At 72.7% G+C, this 21,028-nt stretch carries 19 protein-coding genes and 1 pseudogene; 19 read left to right on the top strand and 1 reads right to left on the bottom strand.

Going from position 1 to position 21,028, the window contains the following annotated elements:
• The first annotated feature begins 24 nt into the window (after positions 1-24).
• From D7193_RS29620 to D7193_RS29530, 19 genes and pseudogenes are all read left to right on the top strand, one after another.
• On the top strand, positions 25-786 hold the full coding sequence (locus tag D7193_RS29620) for a LytR/AlgR family response regulator transcription factor (RefSeq protein ID WP_120783024.1): 762 nt from the start codon (positions 25-27) through the stop codon (positions 784-786).
• Between the two features lie 63 nt (positions 787-849).
• Positions 850-1,512 carry a DUF5701 family protein gene (locus D7193_RS29615; RefSeq protein WP_174242769.1) on the top strand — a complete coding sequence of 221 codons (663 nt, stop codon included), beginning with the start codon at positions 850-852 and terminating at the stop codon, positions 1,510-1,512.
• A gap of 299 nt (positions 1,513-1,811) precedes the next feature.
• Entirely contained in the window at positions 1,812-2,222 is a 411-nt protein-coding gene (locus D7193_RS29610) for a DUF485 domain-containing protein (protein ID WP_120783023.1), read from the top strand.
• Position 2,223: 1 nt separating this feature from the next.
• Positions 2,224-3,864 carry a sodium/solute symporter gene (locus D7193_RS29605; protein ID WP_120782941.1) on the top strand — a complete coding sequence of 547 codons (1,641 nt, stop codon included), beginning with the start codon at positions 2,224-2,226 and terminating at the stop codon, positions 3,862-3,864.
• 111 nt (positions 3,865-3,975) lie between these two features.
• Positions 3,976-4,740 carry an ABC transporter ATP-binding protein gene (locus tag D7193_RS29600; protein WP_120782940.1) on the top strand — a complete coding sequence of 255 codons (765 nt, stop codon included), beginning with the start codon at positions 3,976-3,978 and terminating at the stop codon, positions 4,738-4,740.
• Positions 4,725-6,419 carry an ABC transporter permease gene (locus tag D7193_RS29595; RefSeq protein ID WP_120782939.1) on the top strand — a complete coding sequence of 565 codons (1,695 nt, stop codon included), beginning with the start codon at positions 4,725-4,727 and terminating at the stop codon, positions 6,417-6,419. The genes D7193_RS29600 and D7193_RS29595 overlap by 16 nt, the downstream gene beginning before the upstream one ends.
• Positions 6,420-6,577: 158 nt before the next feature.
• Entirely contained in the window at positions 6,578-7,441 is an 864-nt protein-coding gene (locus D7193_RS29590; protein ID WP_120782938.1) for an alpha/beta fold hydrolase, read from the top strand.
• 9 nt (positions 7,442-7,450) lie between these two features.
• A pseudogene (locus tag D7193_RS29585) lies at positions 7,451-7,990 on the top strand (flavin reductase family protein); the annotation flags it as partial.
• A 162-nt stretch (positions 7,991-8,152) separates the two neighbouring features.
• Complete coding sequence (locus D7193_RS29580) at positions 8,153-8,515, top strand: DUF485 domain-containing protein (RefSeq protein ID WP_120782936.1); 363 nt, start codon at positions 8,153-8,155, stop codon at positions 8,513-8,515.
• Entirely contained in the window at positions 8,493-10,166 is a 1,674-nt protein-coding gene (locus D7193_RS29575) for a solute symporter family protein (protein ID WP_120782935.1), read from the top strand. The genes D7193_RS29580 and D7193_RS29575 overlap by 23 nt, the downstream gene beginning before the upstream one ends.
• A gap of 213 nt (positions 10,167-10,379) precedes the next feature.
• Positions 10,380-11,357, top strand: a complete 978-nt coding sequence (locus tag D7193_RS29570) for an NAD-dependent epimerase/dehydratase family protein (protein ID WP_120782934.1) — start codon at positions 10,380-10,382, stop codon at positions 11,355-11,357.
• A gap of 101 nt (positions 11,358-11,458) precedes the next feature.
• A complete protein-coding gene (locus tag D7193_RS29565; protein ID WP_120782933.1) occupies positions 11,459-12,691 on the top strand; it encodes an LCP family protein in 1,233 nt (410 codons plus the stop codon).
• Positions 12,692-12,898: 207 nt separating this feature from the next.
• Positions 12,899-14,116: an LCP family protein gene (locus D7193_RS29560; protein WP_120782932.1), complete on the top strand. Its 1,218-nt coding sequence runs from the start codon at positions 12,899-12,901 to the stop codon at positions 14,114-14,116.
• A 354-nt stretch (positions 14,117-14,470) separates the two neighbouring features.
• Positions 14,471-15,409, top strand: coding sequence for an LCP family protein (locus D7193_RS29555; protein WP_120782931.1), 939 nt, complete (start codon positions 14,471-14,473; stop codon positions 15,407-15,409).
• 117 nt (positions 15,410-15,526) lie between these two features.
• Positions 15,527-15,862 (top strand): rhodanese-like domain-containing protein, encoded by a 336-nt coding sequence (locus tag D7193_RS29550; RefSeq protein ID WP_120782930.1) that lies wholly within the window; start codon positions 15,527-15,529, stop codon positions 15,860-15,862.
• A gap of 8 nt (positions 15,863-15,870) precedes the next feature.
• Positions 15,871-16,665, top strand: a complete 795-nt coding sequence (locus D7193_RS29545; RefSeq protein WP_120782929.1) for a glycerophosphodiester phosphodiesterase — start codon at positions 15,871-15,873, stop codon at positions 16,663-16,665.
• 67 nt (positions 16,666-16,732) lie between these two features.
• Positions 16,733-18,190, top strand: coding sequence for a sensor histidine kinase (locus D7193_RS29540; RefSeq protein WP_120782928.1), 1,458 nt, complete (start codon positions 16,733-16,735; stop codon positions 18,188-18,190).
• A gap of 64 nt (positions 18,191-18,254) precedes the next feature.
• Positions 18,255-18,671: an ATP-binding protein gene (locus D7193_RS29535; protein WP_241563630.1), complete on the top strand. Its 417-nt coding sequence runs from the start codon at positions 18,255-18,257 to the stop codon at positions 18,669-18,671.
• 62 nt (positions 18,672-18,733) lie between these two features.
• A complete protein-coding gene (locus D7193_RS29530) occupies positions 18,734-19,618 on the top strand; it encodes a DUF5926 family protein (RefSeq protein WP_120782926.1) in 885 nt (294 codons plus the stop codon).
• A 42-nt stretch (positions 19,619-19,660) separates the two neighbouring features.
• On the opposite strand, the gene D7193_RS29525 is transcribed toward D7193_RS29530, so the two are convergent.
• Positions 19,661-20,872 carry an arginine deiminase gene (locus tag D7193_RS29525; RefSeq protein ID WP_120782925.1) on the bottom strand — a complete coding sequence of 404 codons (1,212 nt, stop codon included), beginning with the start codon at positions 20,870-20,872 and terminating at the stop codon, positions 19,661-19,663.
• Between the last annotated feature and the right edge of the window lie 156 nt (positions 20,873-21,028).

The raw sequence follows: 21,028 nt of genomic DNA, 5'->3' as shown, positions 1-21,028 counted from the left end.
GAGCGGAACGACCGGATCGGAGGCGTGAACCCGGCCGGCTTCCTGCGGGTGCTGGCGGTGGACGACGAGCCCCCGGCCCTGGACGAGCTGGCGTACCACCTGCGGGCCGATCCTCGCGTGGCCCGGCTGCACACGGCCGGCGACGCGACCGAGGCGCTGCGGCTGCTGCGGGACGGCGACGTGGACGTGGTGTTCCTGGACATCCGGATGCCCGGCCTGGACGGGATGGAGCTGGCCCGGGTGCTGCGCCGCTTCGCCCGCCCACCGGCGATCGTCTTCGTCACCGCGTACGACGACGGCGCGGTGGACGCGTTCGACCTGGGCGCCACCGACTACGTCCGCAAACCGGTACGCGCCGACCGGCTCGCCGAGTCGCTGCGCCGGGTGATCGGCTCGCGGGTGGTGCCGTCGCACCCGGCCGCGCTCGCCCGGGCCGAGGAGGATCCCACGATCCCGATCGAGCTGGCCGGCACCACCCGGATGCTGCCCCGCTCGGCGGTGCGCTGGGTGGAGGCCCAGGGTGACTACGCGCGACTGCACACGGCCGACGGGTCGCACCTGGTGCGGGTGTCCCTGGCCACCCTCGCCGAGCGCTGGGCGGACGCGGGTTTCGTGCGGATCCACCGCTCGTACCTGGTGCAGTTGAAGCTGATCGCCGAGCTGCGGCTGGTCAACTCCGGCTACGTGGTGGTCATCGACGGTACGGAGCTGCCGGTCAGCCGCCGGCACACCCGGGAGCTGAAGGACAAGCTGGTCCGGGCGGCCAAGCAGGACTGGAATCGCTAGGCGGGAATACCGGCGCTTTACCGTACGCTGTACGGTAGGCCGTACGACCCGCGAGGAGGCTCCATGTCCGATGCGCCGTTCGACCCTGCCGCCGAGTTCGACCGCCAGGTGCAGCGCCTGGTGGGACTCGGCTACCCCACCCTTGCCGGAATGACCGAGGACGCCTTCCGGCAGCTGGTTCGCCCCCTGCGTTCCGCGGCCGTGGCCGGCGCGACGGGACTGCCGGCCCCCACCGAGGGCCGGGTGCCGTTCCTGCTGGTGATCACCCGGGAGCTGATCGGCGTGGAGGAGCGGCTCGCGCTCACCACGCTGGCGGGCAAGCGCAAGCCCGGGTTCCTCGACCGGCACTACGCCGAGGGCGACCTGGCCCGCTTCGACCCGATCAAGGAGCTGGAGGTGCCCGACGGGCCCGCGTACCTGCTCTTCGACGTCGACCGGGGCGAGGAGACCCTGAACCTCGCCCCGTCGTCGGCCATGGAGGTGATCACCGGTCAGGACCGGCTGCCGCTCAGCATCGACGAAGGGCTCGCGCTGGTCACCCTGTACCCGGCCGCGCTCGCGAAGAACAAGTGCTTCTCGCTGGTCGGCTCGCGGTGCGGCGACAAGCGGGTGCCCGCCCTCTGGATCAGCGAGGGCGCGCCGAAGCTCGGCTGGTGCTGGTACGGCAACCCGCACACGTGGCTCGGCTCCGCCTCCGCCCGTCCGGAGCGCGTCGGCGCGGCGTGACGGGCACGGCCCGCGTCGGCGCGGCGTGACGGGCACGGCCCGCGTCGGCGCGGCCTGCATCGGCACGGCCTGCGCCGGCGCGGCCTGACCGGCGCGGCGTGACCGCAGGGCGGGGTCGGTGGTTACACCGACCCCGCCCTCTTGTCAGCCGTCCACCGGGTTATCCACAGGGGTGACGCGTTCTCCACAGGTTATGCACAGCCCACCCTTGACAATCCCGGTGATCGGGCGAGACTGCCGGGGTGGCCGCCGCCGAAGATCCGATCCCGGTGCCCCCGGCCGGGGACCCGCCCGGGGCAGTGGACCGGGTACGCCCCGGCGGCCCGACCCGGGTCGGGGTCCCGCAGCCGCGGGCGCGGGTCGTGCTGGCCGAGGTGTCCGGCCGGGAGGACCGCGCCGCCCGCACGCGCACCGAGCTGGCCCAGCAGACCCGCGTCGGGGAGGCACTCGTCAAAGGGCTGGTCCGCGCCCAGCTCGCCCTCGCGTTGCGGCTCTCGCTGGTCGTGATGATCGGGCTCGGCGGGCTGCCGTGGCTGTTCGCGATCGCGCCGGCGGTCGGCCGGGTCACCGTGCTCGGGGTGAAGCTGCCCTGGCTGCTGCTCGGGGTGGCGAGCTTTCCGTTCCTGATCGCGGTCGGCTGGGCGTACGTGCGGCTGGCCGAGCGCAACGAGCAGGACTTCACCGACCTGGTCCAGCGGCCGGAGCGCTGACGTGGGCAACGCACTCGTCGTCCCGGCGATCGTCGCGGTCACGCTGGTCACCGTCGCCATCGGCTTCTACGGGCTGCGGCTGGCCCGCACCACCTCCGACTTCCTGGTCGCCTCCCGGGTGATCAGTCCGACCTGGAACGCCGCGGCGATCGGCGGGGAGTACCTGTCCGCGGCCTCGTTCCTGGGCGTGGCCGGGCTGATCCTCAAGTACGGCGTGGACGTGCTCTGGTACCCGGTCGGGTTCGCCGCCGGCTACCTCGCGCTGCTGCTGTTCGTGGCCGCGCCGCTGCGCCGCTCCGGCGCGTTCACGCTGCCGGACTTCTGCGAGGTGCGGCTGGGCTCCCGGCGGCTGCGCATCCTCGCCACCGCCTTCGTCATCTTCATCGGCTGGCTGTACCTGGTGCCCCAGCTCCAGGGCGCCGGGCTCACCCTCTCCACGGTCACCGGCTCGGCGTACCCGGTCGGCGCCGTGCTGGTGGCCGTCGTGGTGACCACCAACGTGGCGCTCGGCGGGATGCGGGCCGTCACGTTCGTGCAGGCGTTCCAGTACTGGCTCAAGCTGACCGCGCTCGCCGTACCGGCGATCTTCCTGGCCCTGCAGTGGCAGGCGGACGCCCGCCCGGCGGTGACCCCGCCCGACGGGCCGACGTTCCGCACCGCGACCACCGTCGTGGTCGAGCACCCGGCGACCCTCACGCTGCCTGACGGGGAGATCCGGAAGGTACGCCCCGGCGAGGAGCTGTCCTTCGCGGCCGGCGAGCCGGTGCCGGAGGTGTCCGGGGTGGCCATCAGAGCGTCCGACTGGCTGCTGCCCAGCACGGCCGGGAACGACGACCGGGGCCTGTTCGCCACGTACTCCCTGATCCTCGCCACGTTCCTGGGCACCATGGGCCTGCCGCACGTGCTGGTGCGCTTCTACACCAACCCGGACGGCGCGGCGGCCCGGCGGACGACCCTGGTCGTGCTCGCGCTCGTCGGCGCCTTCTACCTGCTGCCCACCCTGTACGGGGTGCTCGGCCGGATCTACACGCCGCAACTGCTGGTCACCGGCCAGACCGACGCGGTCGTCGTGCTGCTCCCGGGCGCGGCGCTCGGCCACAGCACGACCGCCCGTCTGCTCGCCGCGCTCGTCGCGGCCGGCGCCTTCGCCGCCTTCCTCTCCACCTCGTCCGGGCTGCTCACCAGCGTGGCCGGGGTGATCTCCACGGACGTGCTCGGCCGCGGCTCGGTACGCGGCTTCCGGCTGGCCGCGGTGATCGCCGGCGCGGTGCCCCTGGTACTCGCGCTGAACGTCTCCGGGCTGGACGTCTCCCAGGTGGTCGGGCTCGCCTTCGCGGTCGCCGCGTCCAGTTTCTGTCCGCTGCTGGTGCTCGGCATCTGGTGGCGCGGGCTGACCGATCTGGGCGCCGCCGCCGGGGTGCTGGTCGGCGGCGGCGCGGCCATCGCGGCCGTGCTGGTCACCGTGATCGGCCCGCCGTTGTCCGGCTGGCCGGCCACGCTCGTCGCGCAGCCGGCCGCCTGGACGGTGCCACTGGCCTTCACGGTGACGGTGGCGGTGTCCATGGCCACCCGCCGCCGCGTCCCGGCCGACATCGGGGCGACCATGCTGCGCCTGCACGCCCCGGACGCCCTACGGCTCTAGCCGGCACGGCGCAGGGGTGACGCGGCGGCACGACGGGTACGTCGCGGGGATGACCGGAGATCATTCCGCGAGCGGATTCGTCGATGGTCCCGGCCCGATACGGTCGGAGCCATGACTGGTGAGCACCCGGCGCTGGCGTTGCGTGGCCTCGCGAAGCAGTTCGACGGCAAGGTCGCGGTGGCCGGCGTCGACCTGGACGTCCCCGCCGGCTCCTTCTACGGCCTGCTCGGCCCGAACGGCGCCGGCAAGACCACCACGCTCTCCATGGCGGTCGGGTTGCTCCGCCCGAACGCCGGTCGCGCCTGGGTCCTCGGGCACGACGTCTGGGGCGACCCGGTCGGCGCGAAGCGGCTGCTCGGCGTGATGCCCGACGGGGTGCGCCTGTTCGACCGGCTCAGCGGCGCGGAGCTGCTGGCGTACCACGGTCTGCTGCGCGGCATGGACCCGGCGGTGGTCGACCAGCGGGCCGCCGAGCTGCTCGACGTGCTGGCGCTCGGCGACGCCGGCCGCACCCTGGTCGTCGACTACTCGGCCGGCATGAAGAAGAAGATCGGCCTCGCCTGCGCGCTGCTGCACGGGCCGCGGCTGCTGGTGCTCGACGAGCCGTTCGAGGCGGTCGACCCGGTCTCCGCGGCGCTGATCCGCGACATCCTCCACCGGTACGTCTCGAGCGGCGGCACCGTGGTCTTCTCCAGTCACGTCATGGAGGTCGTCGAGCGGCTCTGCTCGCACGTGGCGATCCTCGCCGAGGGCACCATCAAGCGGGTCGGCACGATCGACGAGGTCCGCGGGAAGCGCTCGCTGGAGGACGTCTTCGTCGAGGTGGTCGGCGGGCGGACGGCGACCGGGGAGGAGCTGGCGTGGCTGTCAAACTGACCGAGCCGGCCGCACCGGCCCGCCGGGTCTCGGCGCGCCACTTCGTCCGGCTGAAGCTGCGGGTGATGGGCAACAACTTCCGCGGCCAGGGCTGGCGGATCGCGCTCTTCGTGGTCGGCGCGGTGTTCGGGTTCTGGCTGGCGGCCAGCGGGTTCTTCCTCTTCGCCGCTCCGGGCCTGGCCGACGACGACCGCTACGCGCTGATGGTCGCCGCCTTCGGCGGCGGGGTGCTGGTGATCGGCTGGCTCCTGTTGCCGCTGGTCTTCTTCGGGGTGGACGAGACGCTCGACCCGGCGCGGTTCGCCCTGCTCCCGCTGCCCCGTCGCACCCTGGTCACCGGGCTCTTCGCGGCCGCCCTCGTCAGCGTGCCGGTGATCGCCGTGCTGGTCGCGACCGCCGGTCTGGTGGTGACCGCGTGGGTGCTCGGCGGCTGGTCGGCCGGCCTGGTCGCCGTCGTCGGCGTGCTCGCCGGCCTGCTGCTCTGCGTGGCGGCGAGCCGGGCCGTGACCAGCGCCTTCGCCACCATGCTCCGGTCCCGGCGGGTGCGTGACCTGGCCGCGGTGCTGCTGGCCGTGGCCGCCGCGCTGATCGGCCCGCTCCAGATCTTCGGGCTCGCCGCGATCCGGGAGACCGACTGGACGCGGCTGACCGGCGTCGCCGAGGTGGTCGGGTGGACGCCGCTCGGTGCGCCCTGGACGGCCGCCATCGACGTGGCGCAGGGCAGGGCCTGGGCGGCCCCCGTCAAGCTGCTTATCACCGCGCTCGCGCTCGGCGCGCTGCTGCTGTGGTGGTCGCGGTCGCTGGAGTCCGCGATGCTCGGCGCGGCGACCGCGGGCCCGGCGCCGACGACCCGCGGCGTCGCCGGTGGCGCAGTGGCCCAACTCTTCCCGCGGGCGGCCGGCTGGGCCCGGCGGGGCCGGTTCGGCGCGCTGGTTGCCCGGGAGTGCCGCTACTGGTGGCGTGACGCCCGGCGGCGGGCCAACCTGATCACGATCGCCGTGGTCGGCATCTTCGTACCGGCCATGGTCAACATCGGTGGCACGGGTTTCACCCTCGACGAGGAGCGGGGCCTGGTCGCCGGCGGTGGCGGCGCCTCGCCGGTGCTGCTCAGCCTCTCGATGGTCTTCGTCGGTGTGCTCGCCTCGATCACCCTGGCCAACCAGTTCGGCTTCGACGGGAGCGCGTACGCGGCGCACGTGGTGGCCGACGTGCCCGGGCGGTTGGAGCTGCGCGCCCGCTTCGCCGCGTTCTCCGCGTACGTGCTGCCCATGCTGGCGGTGGTCGCCGTGGCGATCCCGCTGGTCCTCGGCGAGCCGGGGTGGATCGCCATGGCGGCCGGCAGCCTGGCGGCCGCGTACGGGGCCGGGCTCGCCGTGATCGGGTTCGTCTCGGTGCTCGGGGCGTACTCGCTGCCCGAGACGAGCAACCCGTTCGCGCTGAACAGCGGCGCCGGGGTCGCGAAGAGCGCCTTCAGCCTGGTGGCGATGCTCGCCTCCACGGTGGCCGGCGTACCGGTCGTGGTGGCCGCCGCGCTGCTCGGTGACGTCTGGCTCTGGTTGGCCCTGCCCTTCGGAGTGGCGTACGGGCTGGGCGCGGCGCTGCTCGGCAGCTACCTGGCCGGTGACGTGCTGGACCGGCGGCAGCCGGAGCTGCTGGCCACGGTGACACCGCGCCGCTGACGCCGGGTTCCGGTCCCGCGTCCCGTCGACCGGCCCCGTTTTCCGGGGCCGGTCGGGACCCGGCCGGGCACCCGATCCGGCGGTGTTCGTGGCGAACACCAGCGCGGCCTCCCGGCCGGTCGCTACGGTGCGGTGAGCCGTGAACAGGAGCAGCCGCCATGAGCGTGCAGACCCGCTACCGCACCGCGAAGGTCGACGGGCTGTCCATCTTCTACCGCGAGGCCGGCCCACCGGACGCACCCGTCCTGCTGCTCCTGCACGGCTTCCCGTCCTCGTCCCGGATGTTCGAGCCACTGCTCGAACGGCTCGCCGACCGGTTCCGGTTGGTGGCGCCCGACTACCCGGGATTCGGGCACAGCGACGCCCCCGATCCGGGCCGCTTCGCATACACCTTCGATCGGATCGCCGAGGTGATGGCACGCTTCGCGACCGCCATCGGCGTCGAGCGCCATCTGCTGTACGTGCAGGACTACGGCGGCCCGGTCGGCTTCCGGATGGCGCTGGCCGACCCGGGCCGGATCACCGGCCTCGTGGTGCAGAACGCGGTGGCGCACGAGGTCGGCCTGAGCCCGCTGTGGGACAGCCGGCGGGAGTACTGGCGGGACCGGGCGGGGCACGAGGCGGCCGTACGGGAGAACTTCCTGTCCCTCGACGCGGCGCGTACCCGGCACATCGGCACCGACCCGGACCCGGAGCGGTACGACCCGGACCTCTGGACCGACGAGCACGCCTTCCTCAGCCGCCCCGGGCAGGCCGAGATCCAACTCGACCTCTTCTATGACTACCGGACCAACGTGGCGTCCTATGCCCGGTGGCAGGAGTGGCTGCGCCGGAACCGGCCGCGGCTGCTCGTCGTGTGGGGCCGCTACGACACGTCGTTCGAGGTGGCGGAGGCGGAGGCGTACCGCTCGGACGTTCCGGAGGCCGAGGTGTACGTCCTGGACGGCGGGCACTTCGTGCTGGACACCCGGGCCGACGAGGTCGCCTCGTTGGTCCGCGGCTTCGCGTCCGCCGCTCGGTGAGCCCGGCGCGCGGGCACAATGTTTCACGTGAATCATGAGCCGGGCGCAGAGATCCACCACGTCGACCCGTTCGCCGTGCCGGCCGGTCAACGCTCGCCCGCGCGTCGGCTGCGGGGCCGGCTGGCATCGCCGGTGACACTCTGGACGGCGCCCGGGCCGGCCGGGCTGACGGTGTCCTCCACGCTCGTCGCCGAGGGCGAGCCGGACCGGCTTCTCGGCCTCATCGACCCGGAGTCCGACCTGTGGGCGGCGGCCGAGGCCGCGGGGCGGTTCGCGGTGGCGCCACTGGCGCCCACACACCGCCAGCTCGCCGACCGGTTCGCCGGGTTGTTCCCGTCGCCCGGCGGGCTCTTCGCCACCGGCACCTGGACCGACACGCCGTACGGGCCGGTGCCGGCCGACGCCGGCGGCTGGGCCGGCTGCCGGCTGGACACCGCCCGGGAGTACGGCTGGGCGCTGCTCGTCGAGGCGATCATCGAGACGGTCGACCTCGTCGACGAGTCCGGGCCGCTGCTGCACTACCGGGGCCGTTACCGCGAGTTGGTGTGAGCACCACCGACCGCTCGGCGAAGTGACCTGAGTCACTCGGCGCAGCCAGCCCGCCGTTCGGCGCAACCGCCGACCGGCGCCGATCTCGGCCTTCCCCGCCGGGGAGCGCGCTTTCTACCGTGCGCGAAAATCCCCGACGCCTGTGAAGGTGGTGATCCACAGATGTCCACGGACACACCCGCGCCGGCCGCGTCCACGCCGGACCGGTACCTCGCCGTACAACGGTCGGACGAGTTCGCCGGGTTGCGGCGCGCCCTGCGCGGCTTCGTCTTCCCGATGACCGTCGCGTTCTTCCTGTGGTACGCGCTCTACGTGATCCTGTCCGCGTACGCACGGGACTTCATGGGCACGAAGCTCTTCGGCAACGTCAACGTGGCGCTCATCTTCGGCCTGCTCCAGTTCGTGTCCACGTTCCTGATCGCCTGGCTCTACTCCCGGTTCGCCGACCGGCGGATCGACCCGGTCGCCGACCGGATCCGCGCCGAGGTGGGGGAGGTGACGCATGAACACGGTCCTCGCGGCTGAGGCGGGCGACACCACCGCCCGCAACCTCACCATCACGCTCTTCCTGATCTTCGTGGCGATCACGCTGGCGATCACCGTGTGGGCCAGCCGGCAGACGAAGACCGCCACCGACTTCTACGCCGGTGGCCGCTCCTTCTCCGGCTTCCAGAACGGCATGGCGATCGGTGGCGACTACATGTCGGCCGCCTCGTTCCTCGGCATCGCCGGCCTCATCGCCCTGTACGGCTACGACGGCTTCCTCTACTCGATCGGCTTCCTGGTCGCCTGGCTCGTGGCGCTGCTGCTCGTCGCGGAGCTGCTGCGCAACTCGGGCCGCTACACGATGGCCGACGTGCTGGCGTTCCGCATGCGCCAGCGTCCGGTGCGTACGGCCGCGGCCGTCTCCACCATCACCGTCTCGATCTTCTACCTGCTGGCGCAGATGGTCGGTGCCGGCGCGCTGGTCGCGCTGCTGCTCGGAATCCGGCCGGGCACCACGTTCCTCGGGATGGACGCCGACGCCGCGAAGGTCGCCACCATCATCATGGTCGGCGCCCTGATGATCATCTACGTCACGGTGGGTGGCATGAAGGGCACCACCTACGTCCAGATCGTCAAGGCGTTCCTGCTGATGGGCGGCGCCGTGATCATGACGGTGCTGGTGCTCGCCAAGTACAAGTTCAACCTCTCCTCGCTGCTCGGCGACGCCGCGTCGTCCTCCGGCAAGGGCGCCGCTTTCCTCGAACCGGGGTTGCGCTACGGCGTCGAGGTCGCCGGCAACTCGACGCAGACCTTCTACAACAAGATGGACCTGCTGTCGCTGGGCATCGCGCTGGTGCTCGGCACGGCCGGCCTGCCGCACATCCTGATCCGCTTCTACACGGTCCCGACCGCGAAGGCGGCCCGCAAGAGCGTGCTCTGGGCGATCGGCATCATCGGCACCTTCTACCTGCTCACCCTGGCCCTGGGCTTCGGCGCGGCGGCCCTGGTGGGCGGCGAGGCGATCACCGCCCAGGACAAGGCCGGCAACACGGCGGCGCCACAGCTCGCCGAGGCGCTCGGCGTGGACTTCCTCGGCGGCGACCTGGGCGGAGCCACACTGCTCGCGGTCATCGCAGCGGTCGCCTTCGCCACCATCCTCGCCGTGGTCGCCGGTCTCACGCTGGCCTCGTCGTCGAGCCTCGCGCACGACTTCTACGCCAACGTGCTCAAGAACGGGCAGGCCTCGGAGCGGCAGGAGGTGAACGTCGCCCGGATCTCCGCGCTGGTGATCGGCGCGATCTCGATCGCGCTGTCCATCTTCGCGCAGAGCCTGAACGTGGCCTTCCTCGTGGCGCTCGCGTTCGCGGTGGCGGCGTCCGGCAACCTGCCGGCGATCCTCTACAGCCTGTTCTGGAAGCGGTTCAACACCTCCGGCGCGGTCTGGGCCATCTACGGTGGCCTGCTCGCCGCGGTGGTGCTGGTGTTCTTCTCGCCGGTCGTCTCCGGGGCGCCGACCGCGATGTTCCCCGACCACGACTGGCAGTGGTTCCCGCTGTCCAACCCGGGCCTGATCTCCATCCCGTTCGGGTTCCTCTGTGGCTGGGTCGGCACCCTCCTCTCCCGGGAGCGTGACGACGCGAAGTACGCGGAGCTGGAGGTGCGCTCCCTCACGGGGGCCGGCGCACACTGACCGACCGCTGGGCGGCACCCGCGCCGCCCAGCGGTCGGGGCTGTGCGGCACCCCCGCCGCACAGCCACCGGGCCCCCTCCGCACGCCGGAGGGGGCCTGTTCGCGTCACGGCGGCGGAGCCGGTCCCCGGCACCGGTTCGACCGGCGTCGGGAGCGGGCCGGCTCTCGCGGCCGACCGGCGGGACGCCGACCACGCTGAGTAAGCTGACCGGCATGAAGGTCGCTCCCCGCTTCGGCTCCGGTCATCGCATCCTCGTCACCGGCGGTGCCGGCTTCGTCCCGTCGCATCTGGTGGACGCCCTGATCGCGCGGGGCTGCACGGTGGTCGCGGTGGACAACTTCGTCACCGGGTCGAAGGAGAACGTCGCGCACCTGCTGGACACGCCGACCTTCACGCTGGTCGAGGCGGACATCTCCGACGGGCTGCCGGCGCACCACCCGGCGTTCGCCGAGCGGTTCGACGCGATCCTGCACATGGCCTCCCCGGCGAGCCCCACCGACTTCGAGAAGCTTCCGGTGCAGATCCTGCGGGTCGGCTCGGTGGCCACTCTCCACCTGCTCGACCGCGCGCTCAACGACGGCGCCCGGTTCCTCATGGCCTCCACGTCGGAGGCGTACGGGGACCCGAAGGAGCACCCGCAGCGCGAGACGTACTGGGGCAACGTCAACCCGATCGGGATCCGCAGCGTCTACGACGAGGCCAAGCGCTTCTCCGAGGCGGCCACCATGGCCTACCACCGCAGCCACGGCCTGGACGCCGCGATCGTGCGGATCTTCAACACGTACGGCCCGCGGATGCGGCCGGACGACGGCCGCGCCATCCCCACCTTCATCGCCCAGGCACTGCGCGGCGCGCCCCTCACGGTGCACGGCACGGGCAGCCAGACCCGCTCGATCTGCTACGTGGAGGACCTGGTCCGCGGCATCCTGCTGCTGCTCGACTCGACCGAGACCGGCCCCATCAACTGCGGGACCGAGCACGAGATGAGCATGCGGCAGCTCGCCGAGACGATCGTGTCGCTCTGCGGCAGCAGCTCCGAGGTGACGTACGTCACCCGCTCGGCGGACGATCCCGAGATGCGGCGGCCCGACCTGACCCTGGCCCGGGAGCTGCTGGGCTACGAGCCCGTCGTGGCGCCCGAGGACGGGCTCCGCCGCACGATCGACTACTTCCGCGACCGACTGGGCTGAGCACGCCGCGCGGCGCAGGTACACACCTGCCGCGGCGCGCGCGGCGGAACCTGGGCGTCGCCTGAGGGCGACCATGGCCGGGGCTACGTACCCTGAGTTACATGTCAGCGACCTCCCCCGCCGAGCTCCCGCACCCGTACCTGCACCGTAGCGCCGGGCGCGCGTCGGTTCCCGGCCCCGCCCGGGGTGCCGCCGGGCGTGCGCGACCGTCGGACACGCGCCGCTACCCGTCGTACGACGAGGAGCCGCTGGGCGGCGGGCCAGCCGGCCCGACGGGTCCCACGGGGCCGGGCGGTCCCGGCGGAGGCGGCGGGCCCGGCCGGCGCGGTCCACGGCCGCGCTGGGGCCGGATCGGCCTGGTCGCCGGCGTGGCGGTGCTCGTGCTCGCGCTTCTGGGCGGAGTCGGCGCCTGGCTCTACGTGCGGAACCTCGACAACGACCTGGCCCGCACCGACCCGTTCGCTGAGATCACCGGCGGGCGTCCGGCCAAGCCGGTGGAGGGCGCGCTCAACATCCTGCTGGTCGGCACCGATTCGCGGGACCCGGACGCCCCGGTCGACCAGGCCGGCAAGTGGCGGGCCGACACGATCATCGTGATGCACATCCCGGCTGACCACCAGTCGGCCTACCTGGTCTCCATTCCGCGCGACCTGTACGTGCCGATTCCCGAGAGCGCCGGCGCCGACTGCGGGTCGGGCCGGCGGGCGAAGATCAACGCGGCCTTCGCCTTCGGTGGGCTGCCGCTCGCGGTACGCACCGTCGAGTGCTTCACCGACGTCCGGCTGGACCATGTGATGTCGATCGACTTCGCCGGCTTCAAGCAGGTCACCGACGCGTTGGGCGGGGTCGACCTGAACGTCGAGCGGACCATCACGTCCATCCACAAGCCCTACCGGACCTTCACTAAGGGCATGAACCACATGGATGGCGCCGAGGCGCTGGACTGGATCCGGCAGCGCAAGCAGTTCCCGGACGGCGACTTCGCCCGGATGCGCCACCAGCAGGAGTTCCTGCGCGCTCTGCTGGACAAGGCGGCGAGCAGCGGCACGCTCAGCAACCCGAGGAAGCTGAACGCCTTCCTCCAGTCGGTGACCGACGCCGTGACCGTCGACCGGACGTTCTCGTTGGTCGACATGGCGGTGCAGTTCCGCAGCCTGCGCGGTGACAACCTGACGTTCGTCACCAGCCCGAACTCGGGCAGCGACACGATCGACGGTGAGTCGGTGGTGGTCTCCGACCGGGAGAAGGCCCTGTCCATGTACCAGGCGATGTCGGCCGACACGATGGCGGACTGGGTCAAGGCCAACCAACCGAAGAACACCGACGGCGGCTGACGGGGGCCGGGGGCGCTCACGCCGGATGGTGAGGATCTTTCCAGTTACTGAAAGGCGGTGACCTACCGGTCGCCCGGGAGCCGGCCGATCGGTCAATATCCTGGGTGACTTTCCGGGTAACGGCAGTTTGCCGTCCGACGAACTCGCCAGGACCGGAAAGTGTCCGTACAGTGATCCCGCCCCCTGATCACGCGAGCTGGAGCACGCATGCCGGTTCAGACCAGCCGTCGCCCTCCGTCGCTGGACTCCACCCGCCCGCCCGCCAGCGGGTCCGCGACCATCCCGCCGCAGGCCCGCACCCGCGGTGGCGCCGATCCCGTACCTCCGAAGAAGCGTCCCGGGCGCCGGGACCCGCTCTGGGCCCGGCTCACCGTCGTGTTCGGCGCGGTGCTCATGCTGACCAGCGGGATCGCCATCGTCGGCAGCAAGGCGCTGATCAGCCAGGCGACCGGCAACATCGCCCAGCGGAACCTGCTCGGTGACGCCGGCAAGTCCGACGCCGAGGGCGGCGCGAGCCTGGACGGCCCGATCGACATGCTGCTGCTCGGCGTGGACGCGCGGGAGCGGTGGGCGGCCGACGACGTCCGCTCGGACTCGATCATCGTGCTGCACATCCCGGCCACGCACGACCAGGCGTACCTGATCTCCATTCCCCGGGACACCGAGGCGCAGATCCCGCCGTTCGCGAAGAGCAACTACCCGGGCGGCACCGACAAGATCAACGCGGCCTTCCAGATCGGCGCCCGTAACGGCGGTGGCTGGGAGGGCGGCGCGCAGCTCATGGCACAGACCATCAAGAAGCTCACCGGCGTGAGCTTCGACGGCGCCGCGATCATCAACTTCGGTGGGTTCAAGAACGTCATCGACACCCTGGGCACCGTGCGGATCTGCGTGAAGCAGGAGGTCAAGTCGCACCACATGTCGTACGTCGACGGCAAGCCCATGTGGAACGCGGACGCCAAGAAGACCGGCAAGAAGATGACCCCGGTGGTGCACAAGAAGGGCTGCCAGGAGATGGAGGGCTGGGCGGCGCTCGACTACGCCCGGCAGCGCTACGGCCTCACCAACAGCGACTACGACCGGCAGGCGAACCAGCAGCAGCTCATCAAGGCGATGGCGAAGAAGGCCACCGAAGGGGGCATGCTGACCAACCCGCTCAAGCTCCAGCAGCTCATCAAGGCGGCCGGCAAGGCGTTCGTGCTGGACACCGGCGGGGCCGCGATCGAGGACTTCGTCTTCACCATGCGCGGCGTCACCGCCAACGACCTCACCATGCTCAAGACGAACAACGGCACCTTCAACGGCAACGGCAACGGCCGGGAGGTGCTCAGCGCCGAGACGTTGGACATGTTCCGGGCCGTCAAGCAGGACAAGCTCGCCGAGTTCGTGTTCACCCACCCGGAGGTCATCTCCACCCGGAAGTGACGCCGACTCGTGATCGACTCGGGTTGCGTGGATGTCGCGGTGTCCGGGTCGGGTGGACACCGCGACTTCGCGGATGTCGAGTCGATCAAGCTGGCCCACCGGGCCCGGCAGCACGGCGGCCGCCGAGCGCGTCGGCGCTCGGCCCGCCTTCCCATCGGTAAGTCGGCAAACCGGACCAACCCGGGCGGTCCCGCCCGTAGCCTGACGTGAGCAGGTCTCACATGGCGGCTGCGGGGAGGAAACACGTCCAGGTCGGGCCGGGACGACGCGCAGGGGGTCGAGGCGGATGCCCCGGCCGCCCGGCCGCGGCGCGCCCGCTGGCCCCGCATCCTGCTGGGGATCGGCCTGACCCTCGTGGTGCTGGCCGGGCTCGCCGTGTTCGGGCTCCACGCCCTCACCGACCGGTACGACCGCAGCGTGGCCCGGGAGGAACTGCTCGACCCGGGCGCGCGCACCGCGCGGCCGAACCTCTCCGGCCCCCTCAACTACCTCCTGATCGGCACCGACAAGCGGCCCAACGACACCACCTCGGAGCAGCGCGCCGACACCATCCTCATGGTGCACGTGCCGGCCGGGCTGCGGGAGGCGTACCTCGTGTCGATCCCCCGGGACCTGCTCGTCGCCATTCCCGCCGGGCACGGATACGGCGGCGGTCAGGACAAGATCAACGCGGCGTACGAACACGGCGGCGGCGGGCGCTCGGGCGCCCAACTGCTGTCGGCCACGCTGACCCGGATGACCGGGGTCCGCTTCGACGGGGCCGCCCTGATCGACTTCTCCGGGATCCGGAAGGTGGTCGACCTGCTCGGCGGCGTCCGGATGTGCGTGGACCGGGAGGTCCGCTCGATCCACACCAACCGGGTCTTCAGCCCCGGCTGCCGGCAGATGAACGGCGCCGAGGCGCTGGACTACGTCCGCCAGCGCTACGACCTGCCCGGGGGCGACTACGACCGGCAGCGGCACCAGCAGCAACTCCTCCGGGCGCTGCTGGACCGGGCCGGCGAGACGAACCTGCGCAACAACCCGGTCAAGCTCGACCAGGTCATCCGTGCGGTGGGCGAGTCACTGACCGTGGACACCAACGGCGCTCCCCTCGACGACCTGGTCTTCGCGCTGCGCGGGCTACCCGCCAACGCGTTGCAGGGAATCCAGGTGCCGTCGTACCCGCAGGTCATCGACGAGGTGTCGTACGTCGTGCTGGACAACGGGGGCGACGGCCTCTTCGCGGCCGTGAGCGGCGCCCGCATGCCCGACTGGGCCCGGGGCAACCCCCGCTGGGTGGTGCGGCTGTGAGCGCGAGGAGTGCAGCGAAGCGGAGCCCCGCAGTCGCGAACGACGGACGGCTCCTGTGAGCGCGGCGACGGCCGGGTCGGCGGCGATCCGGCCGACGAGGTTCTAGGCTTGGTACCCGTGTTCGGACCCCAGGTTCCCACCATGACCGTGACCGACGTCGCCGACGACACCTACCTGCTCGACGTCCGGGAGGACGACGAGTGGGCCGCCGGCCACGCGCCCGACGCCCACCACCTGCCGATGATGGAGCTGCCGTCCCGGCTCGCCGAGGTGCCGACCGACCGGGAGGTGGCCGTCATCTGCCGTTCCGGCGGCCGCTCCGCCCAGGTCGTCGCCTACCTCATGCGTAACGGCTGGGACCAGGTGCGCAACGTCCAGGGCGGCATGGGCGAGTGGCTCGCCGCCGGAAAGCCCGTGGTCGGCGAGAACGGGCAGCCGGGCCGAGTGCTCTAGGGCGGGACATGGGCGACCAACCCCTGGTGTTCGCGCACCGCGGCGCCTCGTACGACCTCCCCGAGCACACCCTCGCGGCCTACCTGCGGGCCCTCGCCGAGGGCGCCGACGGGCTGGAGTGCGACGTACGGCTAACCCGGGACGGGCACCTGGTCTGCGTGCACGACCGCCGGCTCGACCGCACGAGCAACGGGCGGGGCCTGGTCAGCGCGCGCACCCTGGCCGAGCTGGAGATGCTGGACTTCGGGTCGTGGCACCCGGGGTGCGTGCCGGCCGAGGGGGACGAGCCGCCGGACGAGTCGCACACACGGCTGCTCACGCTGGAACGGCTGCTCGACGCGGTGCGGGAGGCCGGCCGTCCGGTGCGACTGCTCATCGAGACCAAGCACCCGACCCGGCACGGCCGTGACGTCGAACGGCGGCTGGTCGCGGTGCTGCGCCGCCACGGGCTGTCCGAGCCGCGGCCGGACGACCTGGTCCAGGTCACCGTGATGTCCTTCTCGCCGCTGGCCGTCCGCCGGATCCGTGAGCTGGCCCCCACGCTGCCCACCGTGCTCCTGCTCGAGGTGTTGCCGCGCTGGCTCCGGCTCGGCCGGCTGCCCTTCGGCACCCGGATCGCCGGGCCGGGCATCGGCCTGGTCCGGGCCCGTCCGCACCTGCTGCCGGCGCTGCGCGCGGCCGGCAACCAGGTGTACGTCTGGACGGTCAACGAGCCGGCCGACCTGGATCTCGTCCTCACCGCCGGGGTGGACGGGATCATCACGGACCGTCCCGCGCACACCCTGGCCCGCCTCGGCCGCTGACCGCCGGGGGATCCGGGCGGCCCGGCCGGGGGTGCCCAAAACCGGGCCGGCGGGGCACACTCGGGGCATGCCGGAGCGCACCGACTTCGCCGCTCTCATCGCCGGCCACACCGTCGTCATCGAGATGATCAACTCCGGCGACGCCGGGCTGCCCGTCCTCACCCAGCTGCTCCGGGTGGCGCAGCCGGCGCTCGGCGCGGCCGCCATGGCGTTCGTCGAGTTCGGCCCGACCGGAGGCCGGGTGATCTCCGCGACCGGCGCCGCCGAGTGGACCGTGGGCCGCCCGCTGCCCGCCAACGACCCGGCCACGGTGTGCCTGCTCTCCGGGCCGCGGGTCCAACAGGTGCGGACGGACCAGCTCGACGGCAAGCTGCTCGACGAGCTGGCCGAGCGGGGGCTGCGCCGGATGGTCGTGTCGCGGGCGGAGATCGGCGGGTACGCCGTGGGCAGCCTGCACGCGCTCTACGAGGACGGTGACGACGAGCCGGTCGCCGAGCAGCACGCCGTCGTCGCGTACCTCGCCTCCTGCATCGCCCACATGTACGGCGACCAGACCGGCCTGCCGGTGCACGGCGACGGCCCGGTCGTCGCGGCGCTCGCCGACGGGCTGGCGGTGGTCGACCGGGACGGCCGCGTCCGGCTCTGGAACCCGGCGGCCGCCCAGGTGACCGGCCGGGCGGGCAACCAGGCCCTCGGCCGCCCGCTGCCGTTCCCCATCCCGCCGTCCGGGCAGGTGCTCGACCACCGCCTGCCGGACGGGCGCTGGCTGCGGATCACCTCGGGCGAGCTGCCCGGGCCGGGCGCCCTGTGGGTGGTCACGTTCCGGGACATCACCGACCAGCAGCGCCGCGACCACGAGCGCGACCTTTTCGTGGCGGTGACCAGCCACGAGCTGCGCACACCGGTCACCGTCATCAAGGGGTACGCGGACACCCTCACCGACCACTGGGAGTCGCTGACCGACGCCGACCGGCGTCAGGCCGCGCGGGTGATCGGCCAGCGGGCCAACGAGCTGGCCCGGCTCGTCGACCGGCTGCTCTCCTCGGCGGCCGAGTCCGGGCCGGGCGACGAACCGCCCGCCCCCTTCGACCTGGGCGAAGCGCTCCGGGTCGCGGTCACCGACCTCCCCTCCGAGCTGCGCCACCGGCTCGTCCTCGACCTGCCGGCCGACCTGCCCAAGGCCCTGGGCCACCGGCCGAGCCTGGCCACGGTGCTGACCGAACTCGCCACCAACGCCGGCAAGTACTCGGCACCGGGCTCGCCCATCGAGGTCAGCGCACGGGCGGACGGCCAGATGGTCTCCGTCCGGGTCAGCGACCGGGGCATCGGCATCCGGCCGGAGCACGTCGAGCGGGCGTTCGACCGGTTCTGGCAGGGCGAGTCGGGCGACCGCCGCGGCTACCCGGGCGCCGGACTGGGTCTCTATCTCGTCCGTCGGATCGTTGAACAGCAGAATGGATGGGTATCCCTCCGACCGAGGGCCGGTGGCGGTACGGTCGCAGAGGTGCGGCTGCCGCGCGGGTGACCGGCGACGGCAGGGGCGTGAAGGGGCGGCGGTGGCGACGGGAACGGGCGAGCGGGCCTGGTGCGTGGTGGTTCCCCACCACGCCAGTGGCGCGCGGCTGGCCCGGCACCGGCTCGCCGCCGATCTTGCCGACCTGGTGCCGCCCACTCTCCTCGCCGATCTCGTGGCGGTCCTGGCCGAGCTGGTCGGCAACGCGGTCCGGCACGCCCGCCCGCTGCCCGGTGGCGTGGTGCGGGTGGCCTGGCGGTTGCGCGGGTCGGTCGACAGCCCGGGGATCCAGCTCCGGGTCACCGACGGTGGCGCCGGCGAGGGCCCGCGCATGCGGACGGCCGACCCCGACGCGGCGGACGGCCGCGGGCTGCACATCGTCGCGGGGCTGGCCAGTCGCTGGGGAGTCGACCGGGACGGGCTCGGGCAGAGCGTCTGGGCCGAATTCGACCCGGCCGGGTTGACGCGCCCCGACCTCGTCGTGGCCGGCTGAGGCCCCCTCGTGGGGCGGGTCCTCCCCACGCCGGTCGCCCCGGGCCTCTAGGCTGTCTCGCCGTGAGCAAGCGTCGAAAGAGCCAGCGGGCCGCCGAAGCCACCCCGAAGCGGGAGAAGGTGCGCGACATCTTCGTGCCGCGCCCGTTCGAGGGGCTGGTCGACGAGCCCGAGTGGATCGCGCTGCGCGAGCTGGTGCCGGCCGCGTCCGCGCCGCTGCGGCTCACCCCCGCGCTGGTCGAGGAGTTCGGCGACCGGCCGGTGACCCTGGCCACGGTGCTCCCGATGGCCGCCCCCGCCATGACGAAGCCGGACGGCCGGGTGTTCGTCGGGCTCCAGCGTCACCAGCAGTCCGGTGACGTGTCGCGCGACCTCGCCGAGGCGCTGCTGTGCGCGCTGCGCACCGAGCCGGGCGACCCGGTGACCGTGCCGCCGCTGCCCGGCCCGGGCCCGCGGTTGCAGGACGTCCTGGTCGACGGTCCGCTGGAGATCACCATGCACGACGGGTTCGAGTTCTGGCTCGACCCGGGCGCCACCGACGACCCGAACGTGCAGGCGTCGCTGGAGCGCGCGAACGCCGCCATCTACCCGACGGTGCGGCTGGGCGCCGCGAAGGCCGCGTACTGGTGCCAGGTGCCGGAGAAGGCGCACGTGCGCTGGGTGCTGCCCGAGGACGAGGACACCGCGCTCGACGCCCTCGCCCGCCTCGGTGCCGCCGGCACGTTGACCATCGGGGACGACACCCGGTTCGCCGGCATGTTCCGCGCGCACGGGCGTCTCGTGCCGGTCTGGGATCTGCCCGAGCAGACGCCCGCCGCGGACTGGGAGGAGCCGGTCGCCCAGTTCGGCAAGCGGTACGCCGAGGCGCTGGCCGACACCTCCCCGCTCGACGCGGCCGGGCGCCGCGCCCGGCAGGGCCTGCTCGGCCGCCAGCTCACCCTGCGCTGAGGCCCGTCGGGCGGGCCGGAACCCGGCCCCACCCGCGGGCTCTCAGCGGCGCAGCGGCTCGCGGACCATGGGGCAGGACATGCACCGGGGGCCGCCCCGACCCGAGCCCAGCTCCGAACCGGCGATCGGGATCACCTCGATGCCGGCGCGCTCCAGGTGCGCGTTGGTCTCGACGTTGCGCTCGTAGCCCACGCAGAGCCGCGGGGCGAGGGCGAGGGTGTTGTTGCCGTCGTCCCACTGCTCCCGCTCGGCGGTGACCGGGTCCAGGCCGGTGTCGATCACCCGGAGCTGGTCGAGGTCCATGGCGTCGGCGGCGGCACGCAGGAAGGGCGCGGGGCCGTCCACCCGCGGGTCCTCCCCGTCCGCGCCGGCGATGACGGTGTACGCCGACAGCGTGTCGGCCACGTTCGGGTACATGAGCACCGCGTCGACGTCGACCATCGTGCAGACCGTGTCCAGGTGCATGGTGGCGCGCTCCTGCGCGATGGGCACCACGAGGATGGTGTGCGCGAGGCCGGCGGCGAAGACCTGCCGGCCGAGCCGTTCCGCTCCGGCCGGCGTGGTGCGCTCGCCGACCCCCACCGCGAGCACGCCGGGTGCCAGCAGCAGGACGTCGCCACCCTCGAGGTGTTCGAGGCCCGGGTGGTAGACGAACTCGGTGCCGGCGAAGCGGGGATGGTGGCGGTAGATGGCGTTGGTGATCGTGCTCTCCCGGCGCCGGGCCGGCATGGCCAGGCTGGTGACGCCGACCCGGTCCCGGATCCAGAGCGACGAGTCCCGGGTGAAGAGCAGGTTGGGCAGCGGGGCGATGACGAAGTCGTGCCGGTCCATGAGCGTGTAGACGAGGCCGCCCGGCCGTTCGGGGCTGATCCGCAGCTCCTCGTGGGCGAGGCCGGCGATGAGGACGTCGGCGAGCGCGACCGGATCCAGGTACGCGAGGTGGTCGGCGACCCGCGCGCGCAGCGAGTCGCCCAGCCGGCGCGACCGGAGCACCTGCTCGGTCAGCTCGGCGCGCGCGTCGGCCACCGCCAGCGTCTCGGCGAGCAGGGTCGCGAGGTAGAGGACCTCCACGCCGCGGTCGCGCAGCGCGGCGGCGAAGGCGTCGTGCTCCTCCTGGGCCCGCCCCACCCAGGGGATCGCGTCGAAGAGGAGGGAGTCGTTGTTGCGAGGGGTGAGCCGGGCCAGTTCCGGGCCGGGGCGGTGCAGCAACACCGTTCCGAGCCGGCCGACTTCACTGTCCACGTAGTGGGTCACCCTGGCAGCGTAGGGCAGGGTTTGGCGGCATCCGGCAAAAGAACTGTGGATGAATATGGCATTCATCCACAGTCACTCCGGCGCTCCACCTTGCCGAGCCCCCGGAGTGGCAACGTAGGGTAGTGAGGACATAACTTCGAGGGACCTTTTGCCGGA

Origin of the sequence: Micromonospora costi (assembly GCF_003626655.1) — a bacterium.
Classification (GTDB): Bacteria; Actinomycetota; Actinomycetes; order Mycobacteriales; family Micromonosporaceae; genus Micromonospora; species Micromonospora costi.
This window is presented reverse-complemented; position numbering and strand designations above follow the sequence as displayed.